Source organism: Actinomadura geliboluensis (assembly GCF_005889745.1).
In the GTDB taxonomy this organism is placed as follows: Bacteria; Actinomycetota; Actinomycetes; order Streptosporangiales; family Streptosporangiaceae; genus Spirillospora; species Spirillospora geliboluensis.
On sequence record NZ_VCKZ01000414.1, the window covers coordinates 1 to 7,712 of the forward strand.

At 72.0% G+C, this 7,712-nt stretch carries 6 protein-coding genes; all 6 read right to left on the reverse strand.

The features are described from left to right. Positions 1-89 precede the first annotated feature (89 nt). On the reverse strand, positions 90-416 hold the full coding sequence (locus ETD96_RS36885) for a hypothetical protein (protein WP_138641139.1): 327 nt from the start codon (positions 414-416) through the stop codon (positions 90-92). Between the two features lie 207 nt (positions 417-623). Beyond that, on the reverse strand, positions 624-1,481 hold the full coding sequence (locus ETD96_RS36890) for a TIGR03936 family radical SAM-associated protein (protein ID WP_138641140.1): 858 nt from the start codon (positions 1,479-1,481) through the stop codon (positions 624-626). Positions 1,482-1,670: 189 nt separating this feature from the next. Then, on the reverse strand, positions 1,671-3,593 hold the full coding sequence (locus ETD96_RS36895; protein WP_138641141.1) for a TIGR03960 family B12-binding radical SAM protein: 1,923 nt from the start codon (positions 3,591-3,593) through the stop codon (positions 1,671-1,673). Between the two features lie 107 nt (positions 3,594-3,700). Continuing rightward, positions 3,701-4,885 (reverse strand): rod shape-determining protein RodA, encoded by a 1,185-nt coding sequence (gene rodA / locus ETD96_RS36900; RefSeq protein ID WP_138641143.1) that lies wholly within the window; start codon positions 4,883-4,885, stop codon positions 3,701-3,703. Then, complete coding sequence (gene mrdA, locus ETD96_RS36905; protein ID WP_138641145.1) at positions 4,882-6,954, reverse strand: penicillin-binding protein 2; 2,073 nt, start codon at positions 6,952-6,954, stop codon at positions 4,882-4,884. Before mrdA ends, rodA begins: the two co-directional genes overlap by 4 nt. Continuing rightward, the gene (gene mreD, locus ETD96_RS36910; RefSeq protein WP_138641146.1) at positions 6,951-7,550 is read right to left on the reverse strand and encodes a rod shape-determining protein MreD; all 600 of its coding nucleotides are present in this window, start codon (positions 7,548-7,550) and stop codon (positions 6,951-6,953) included. The genes mrdA and mreD overlap by 4 nt, the downstream gene beginning before the upstream one ends. Between the last annotated feature and the right edge of the window lie 162 nt (positions 7,551-7,712).

Consider the following 7,712-nt stretch of genomic DNA (forward strand, 5'->3'; position numbering starts at 1 on the left):
CCGCCTCGGCCGCCTTCTCGACCTTGGGCCCCCAGGCCAGAGCCGCCAGCAAGGGGACCCTTGCGCCGCAGGCAGGGCCGGTAGCGGTGTCACTGGGAGACAGCTTCATCTCCGGTGAGGCAGCGGGCACACCGACGGGTCCCATCAACTGCCAAGGGATGAGCATGCTCTGGAGCGAGCCCGACGCGATGCTCTTCGGCCTCCTCGGTCTCGGCTTCGTCGGCCTCGGCGGCGGGGGGCTCCGCGGGGGCGTCGTCCACCTCGGGCGGCGGGCCGGCGGGCCGGCTCGCCCGGCGCGGGCGCGAGGTCACGCCCGTGCCCTGCTCCGCCGCACTCCCGTTCGCGCCGCTCGCGGTCTCGGTCGTCTCTTCTTCGGTGCCGTCGGCCGCGGCCGAATCGACTTCGTTCTCAAGCATCCGGGCAATCTCCCGTCAGGCTCCCGGGCGCGTCCGCCCGTCCCGCCCGGGGGCGGATCGGTGCGGTGCGCCGCGCGGGAGCACCTCGTCAGTCATCGGCGTCGTCATGGCCGGACGGTGGTCCGGCCGCGACGACGAAGTCGTCGGGGGCGCGCCAGCCGTACCCTGCGGAACCGGTTCCGTGCTCCCACGGCTTCGGTCCCCCGGTCAGGCGCTGACGGCATCCTCGCTCGCGGCGTCCCCGGGCTGCGGCCGCACAGGGCCGCGGGCCGTCTCGGCGTCGTCGCCGGACGGCTGGCCGGTCTCCCGGTCGGGATCCAGGGGATCCGCGAGGCCACCGGTGTCCGCGTCGAGGGGCCCCTGCGCCAGCCTGGTCACCAGCGGCGGTGACGGCGGCGCGAGGTCGGCGACCTGGCGCAGTCCGGTGAGGATGTCGTCGGGTCGTACGGCCGGTGTGGAATGCCGAACAACCATTCGAAGTATCGCACAAGGGGCATCCGCCGCCTCCGCGGCGCGCCGGTCCAGCTCACACGCGGACACGGCGGCGCGCACGTCGAAACGGCGCCGTCCCTTCTTGGTGAGGCGTTCCACCTCGATGACCGGGGCGGCCATGAAGGCGGCCACGGCGGCGGCGGCGTCGCCCTCGGGCACGCCGTCCAGCCTGATCCGCCATTCGGACGCCTGGAGCCGATCGGCGAACGCGCCCGGCTTGACCGGTGCGTCGCTGCGGCCCGCCCGGACCGGCACGACATCGACGATGTCGAGCCCGGGGGGCAGGGCCGCGTCCAGATCGGCCCGGACCCGCGCAGGATCGCGGGTCTCGGTGAGCCCGATCTCGAGGTATTCGGCCTCACTGGCCACCCCTGTCGCCGCCGCACCCGCGTACGAGATCTTCGGGTGGGGGGTGAATCCGCCGCTGAACGCGACAGGGATCCCGGCGCGCCTGACGGCGCGTTCCACGGCCCGGGAAATGTCGCGGTGGCTCGTGAACCGCAGCCTGCCCCGCTTGGCGTAGCGGACGCGCAGTCGCTGGGTCACGGGGGCCGGCGCCGGACCCTCCGGCATGGGTGCCAGGGTTCTGGTCCTTCCTACTCGTGTCGAGTCGAAAAACTAGGTCTCCCTATAGAGTACGGGTCCCCGAGCATCGTTCGGCCAAGCGCGGGTGCCGCGAGGCCCGGACCGCCGCTGCTCAGGCCGATCCCGCAACCGCTTCCGGACACCCGGACTCCCGCGCGGGTCGCCGCACGGGACCCCTCAGACCACGGAGAGCGGGAGCAGCTTCTTGCCGGTGGGGCCGATCTGGATCTCGGTGCCCATCGTGGGGCACACGCCGCAGTCGTAGCAGGGCGTCCAGCGGCAGTCCTCGACCTCGGTCTCGTCGACGGCGTCCTGCCAGTCCTGCCAGAGCCACTCGCGGTCGAGCCCGGCGTCGAGGTGGTCCCAGGGCAGGACCTCGACCTCGTCGCGCTCCCGGACGGTGTACCAGGCGAGGTCGACGGGCTCGCCGGCGAACGCCTCCTCGGCGCAGGACGTCCAGCGCTCGTAGGAGAAGTGCTCGCTCCAGCCGTCGAAGCGGCCGCCGTCCTCCCAGACGGCGCGGATGACCTTGCCGACCCGCCGGTCGCCGCGCGACAGCAGGCCCTCGATGATGGACGGCCGCCCGTCGTGGTAGCGCAGGCCGATGGCGCGGCCGTACTCCTTGTCGCCGCGCAGGGCGTCCTTGAGGGCGTGCAGGCGCCGGTCGACGGTCTCGTGGTCGCACTGCGCGGCCCACTGGAACGGGGTGTGCGGCTTGGGCACGAACCCGCCGATGGACACGGTGCAGCGGATGTCCTTGCGGCCGGTGGCCTCCCGCCCGGCCTGGATGACCCGCTTGGCCATGCCGGCGATCGCGAGGACGTCCTCGTCCTCCTCGGTGGGCAGACCGCACATGAAGTACAGCTTGACCTGCCGCCAGCCGTTCTCGTAGGCGGTGCTGACGGTGCGGATCAGGTCGTCCTCGGTGACCATCTTGTTGATCACCTTGCGCATCCGCTCGGAGCCGCCCTCCGGCGCGAACGTCAGGCCGGAGCGCCGGCCGCCGCGGGAGAACTCGTTGGCGAGCGTGATGTTGAAGGCGTCCACCCGGGTGGACGGCAGCGACAGCGAGGTGTTGGTGCCCTCGTAGCGGTCGGCGAGGCCCTTGGCGACGTCGCCGATCTCGCTGTGGTCGGCGCTGGACAGGCTGAGCAGCCCGACCTCCTGGAAGCCGGACTCCTTGAGGCCCTGCTCCACCATGTCGCCGATCGTGGTGATCGACCGCTCCCGCACCGGGCGGGTGATCATCCCGGCCTGGCAGAACCGGCAGCCGCGGGTGCAGCCGCGGAAGATCTCCACGCTGAACCGCTCGTGCACGGTCTCGGCGAGCGGGACGAGCGGCTTCTTCGGGTAGGGCCACTGGTCGAGGTCCATGACGGTGTGCTTCTCGATCCGCCACGGGACGCCCGGGCGGTTCGGCGCGACCCGCTGGATGCGGCCGTCGGGCAGGTACGTCACGTCGTAGAAGCGGGGCACGTACACGCCGCCGGTCGCGGCGAGCCGCATGAGCAGCTCGTCCCGGCCGCCGGGGGCGCCCTCGGCCTTCCACTCGCGGATGATCTCGGTGATGCCGAGCGCGATCTCCTCGCCGTCGCCGAGCACGGCGGCGTCGACGAAGTCGGCGATCGGCTCGGGGTTGAACGCCGCGTGCCCGCCCGCGATCACGATCGGGTGGTCGTCGGCGCGGTCGGCGGCCTCCAGCGGGATGCCCGCGAGGTCGAGCGCCGTGAGCAGGTTGGTGTACCCGAGCTCGGTGGAGAACGACACGCCGAGCACGTCGAACGCGGCGACCGGGCGGTGCGCGTCGACCGTGAACTGCGGGATGCCGTGCTCGCGCATGACGGCCTCCATGTCGGGCCAGACCGAGTAGGTCCGCTCCGCGAGGACGCCGTCGCGCTCGTTCAGGATCTCGTAAAGGATCTGGACGCCCTGGTTCGGCTGGCCGACCTCGTAGGCGTCGGGGTACATCAGCGCCCAGCGGACGTCCGCCTCGTCCCAGTCCTTGAGCTGGGAGTTCAGCTCGCCGCCAACGTACTGAATCGGCTTCTGCACGCTCGGGAGCAGCGGCTCCAGGCGCGGGAAGAGCGACTCGACCGGCATGACGGAATCCTCCGTGCTGGGGACGTGGGGATGAGCGTCCAGCCTACGCGTTGGCGGCGCCCTAATCGAACGCGCCGGCGATCAGCCGAACGCCCTGCTGACCGAGGCTAGTCGAACGCCCTGCGGCGCACGTGGACGGCCTGCAGCAGACCGAAGGCGATCATGTTGGCGAAGGTGGCGGACCCGCCGTAGGACACGAACGGCAGCGGCAGCCCGGTGATCGGCATGATCCCGATCGTCATCCCGATGTTCTCGAACGCCTGGAACCCGAGCCAGCACACGACGCCCGTCGCGACGAGCGTGCCGAACAGGTCGGCGGCCTGGGTGGCGATGCGCAGCCCGCGCCACAGCACCACGCCGAGCAGCGCGACGATGATCGCGGCGCCGACGAAGCCGAGCTCCTCCCCCGCGACCGTGAAGATGAAGTCGGTCTGCTGCTCGGGGACGAAGTGGCCGCCGGTCTGCTCGCCCTGGAACAGGCCCTTGCCGAACGCGCCGCCCGACCCGATCGCGATCCGGGCCTGCTGGGCGTTGTAGCCGGCGCCGCGCGGGTCGGCCTCGGGGTTGAGGAACGCGGTGAACCGGGCGATCTGGTAGTCCTGCAGCAGGCCGAAGAAGAACACGGCGGCGGCCGCGGCGGCCCCGCCGCCGACGAGCCCGAACAGCCAGCGCTTCTGCGCCCCGGAGATCGCCAGCATGCCGAGTACGACCGCGATGAACACCAGCGTGGTGCCGAGGTCCGGCTGGAGCATGATCAGCACGCCGGGCAGCCCGGCGAGGGCGAGCGCGAGCAGCACGTCCCGGCGGCCCGGCCCGATCTCGCCGTCGCGCGGCTCGCCGAGGATCATCGCGAGCAGCACCACGAGCCCGACCTTCGCGAACTCCGACGGCTGCACCTGGAACCCGCCGCCGAGCACGATCCACGAGTGCGACCCGTTGATCGTCGAGCCGAGCGGGGTCAGCACGACGAGCAGCCCGACGCACGCGACCCCGTACAGGATGGGGACGTAGGCGCGCAGGAGCCGGTAGTCGAGGACGGTGACGACGCCGCCGAGCACGAACCCGATGATCAGGTTCAGCACGTGCCGCTTGAGGAAGCTCTCGGGGTCCTTGCCCTGCTCGGTGAGCAGGTGGAACGTCGCCGAGCGCACCAGCAGCGCGCCGACCAGCGACAGGGCCAGCACGGCGAGGAACAGCGGCCAGTCGAGGCGGCGCAGCCCGGCCAGGCGGGTCTGCCACGTCCGCCGCGCGGCGTACGCCTCGACGCTCCCGACGCCGGAACCGGTGATCACGGGGCGGCTCCCGTGTTCGGCGTCTTCGGCAGCTCGGACGGGAGCTTGCCGTCCTTGAGCAGCGGCTTCTTGTCCTTCGTCCCGTACATGGCCTCCCAGATCTCGCGGACGGCCGGGGCCGACGTCGAGGCGCCGAAGCCACCCTGCGAGACCATCGCGACGACCGCGAAGCGCGGGTCCTTCACCGGGCCGAACGAGGCGAACCAGGAGGAGTCCTGCTTGCCGTAGACCTCCGCGGTACCGGTCTTGCCGCCCACGTCGACGCGCTTGAAGTCGAACCCGTTGAACGCGCCCGCCGCGGTGCCGTCCTTCGTCACGTCGGCGAGGGCGTCGCGGATGTACTTCAGCACCTTCGGGTCGACCGGCAGCTTCTTCGGCTCCGGGGCCTCGATCCGGCGGACGACCGTGCCGTCCGGCCGCACGACCGCGACCCCGAGCCGCGGCACGACGAGCTTGCCGCCGTTGGCGACCGCCGCGTACGCGCGGACCAGCTGCAGCGGCGTCACCAGGACGTTGCCCTGCCCGACCGAGAAGTTCGCCGCGTCACCGGGGCGCCACACGTACCCCTCGGTGCAGTTCTCCGTCGCGACCGCCTTCAGGTAGGCGGCGCGCGCCGGGTCGGTCTTCGCGACCTGCGGGTACCCCTCCTTGGCGCCCTTGCAGTTGGCGGCCTTGGTGGCCTCCCAGTAGTCCTTCTTCCACTTGCGGTCCGGGATGCGGCCGCTGCTCTCGCTGGGGAGGTCGATGCCGGTCCTGGTCCCGAAGCCGTACTCGCGGGCCATGTCCACCATCGAGTCGGTGACGTTCTTCTTCGGGTGCATGCCGCCGTCGCGCTGCCACTCCAGGTAGGCGAACCGGTAGAACACCGTGTCGCACGACTTCACCAGCGCGGTGTGCAGCGTCATCGGGCCGTACCCGGTGCCTCCGGCGTTGCTGAACGCCCGGTTCCCGACGTTGTAGGAGCCGGGGCACGGGTAGATGCCCTTCAGGCTGGCCCCCTCCTTCACGGCGGCGGACACCGAGGAGATCTTGAAGGTGGAGCCGGGGGCGAACTGGCCCTGCGTGACCCGGGAGATCAGCGGCTCGCCGTTCTTCTTGCCGAGCAGCGCGTCGTACTTCTCCTGCGAGATGCCGCCGGTCCAGATCGACGGGTCGTAGGTCGGGTAGCTGGCCATCGCGACCATGCGGCCGGTGCGGACGTCCATCACGACCGCGGCGCCGGCGTCGGCCGGGTGGCCGCCCCTGCGCGCGTTGTCGATCGCGTGCTTGAGCGCCTTCTCCGCCGCGCCCTGCACCCCGGCGTCGATGCTGGTGACGAGGTTGTTGCCGGCCACCGCCTGCTGCTCCTCCGCGGTGCCGGTGACGCGGCCCTGGCTGTCGACGAGGACCCGGCGGAACCCGGGCTCGCCGCTCAGCACCGCGTCGTACTGCGCCTCCAGCCCGGCGCGCCCGACGAGGTCGACGCCGCTGTACCCGGTGACCTTCAGGCCCTTGCGCTTGTCCAGCTCCTCCTGCGTGACGGGCTGGAGGTAGCCGAGGACCTGCGCGGCGCTCGCCCCGTCCGGCTCCGGGTACTCGCGGACGGCCTGGATCTGCGCGGTGACGCCGGGGAAGTCCTCCTGCCGCTCCATGATCTGGAGGGCGCGCTTCGGGTCGACGTGGTCCTCGACGGGGATCGGCTGGTACGGGGAGCCGGGCCAGCAGGGCCGCTTGACGGTCGGCGAGCACAGCCGGATCCGCTTGGACATCTCGTCGTGGCTCGTCCCGAGGACGGCGGCGAGCCGCTTCAGGACGGCCTCGCCGCCGTCCTTCTGCCGCGACAGCGTGGTGCGGTTGACCGACACGACGAGCGCGCTGCGGTTGCGGACGAGCGGCTTGCCCCGGTCGTCCATGATCACGCCGCGGACGGCGGGGACGACGATGTCGCGGGTGCGGTTCTGGGCGGCGATGCCCCGGTAGTGCTCGCCCTCCAGCACCTGCAGCGTCCACATGCGTCCGACCAGGACGAGCAGCAGCGCGCCGACGAGCACGTACAGGACGACGAGGCGGAAATGGGTCCTGGGGTTCACAGGGCCCCGCCCCGCCCGGACATCGCGCGGTACCGGGCGGCGGGCACGGCGAGGCCGTCGCCGCGCGACCGCTCGCCGCTCTCGTAGCGTCTGGTGGCGCGCAGCACCGCCCAGACGACGAACGGGCTGGCGATGATGTCGTAGAGGACCTGCAGCGGGACCATGCGCGACACGGTCCCCCACTCGGCGCGCGGGTCGCCGAGGATCATCCCGGTCGCCGCGTACAGCACGGTCCCGGCGAGGGCGCCGGCGGCGACGGCGAAGAACGGGACGACGGACTGGCGGTCCATCTCGGCGGACGCGACGCCGCACAGGTAGCCGATGAGGCAGTAGACGAGCGCGTATCGGCCGATGGTGTGGTCGGCGGGCGGGATGATGTCGGCGGCGAGGCCGGCGAGGAACCCGGTGACCATGCCGGTCATCGACCCGGCGACCAGCGCCAGCGCCACGACGGCCAGCAGCACCAGGTCGGGCTGCACGCCGCCGGGCAGCGGCAGCCGGTTCGCCACCGACACCTGCAGGATCAGCGTCACGGCGATCACCACCGCGGCCACCGCGCTGCGGCCGGCCGGCGACGCCTCGGGTGGGTTCAGCAACGTTCAGTCCCCCGCGCTCGGTTCTGTGGACGGGCTCGCGGAGCCGCTCGGCCGCGCGTCGCCGCTCTCGCGCGCCTTCGGGCTCTTGGTCGCCTTCGGGCTCTTGCTGGGGGTCGGGGTGGGGGCTGTCTCTTATACACCTCTGACGCTGCCGACGACGGA

Excerpts from the sequence above, each read along its gene's own strand:
- ETD96_RS36885 (WP_138641139.1), bottom strand. The coding sequence starts at position 416 with ATGCTTGAGAACGAAGTCGATTCGGCCGCGGCCGACGGCACCGAAGAA.
- ETD96_RS36890 (WP_138641140.1), bottom strand. The coding sequence starts at position 1,481 with ATGCCGGAGGGTCCGGCGCCGGCCCCCGTGACCCAGCGACTGCGCGTC.
- ETD96_RS36895 (WP_138641141.1), bottom strand. The coding sequence starts at position 3,593 with ATGCCGGTCGAGTCGCTCTTCCCGCGCCTGGAGCCGCTGCTCCCGAGC.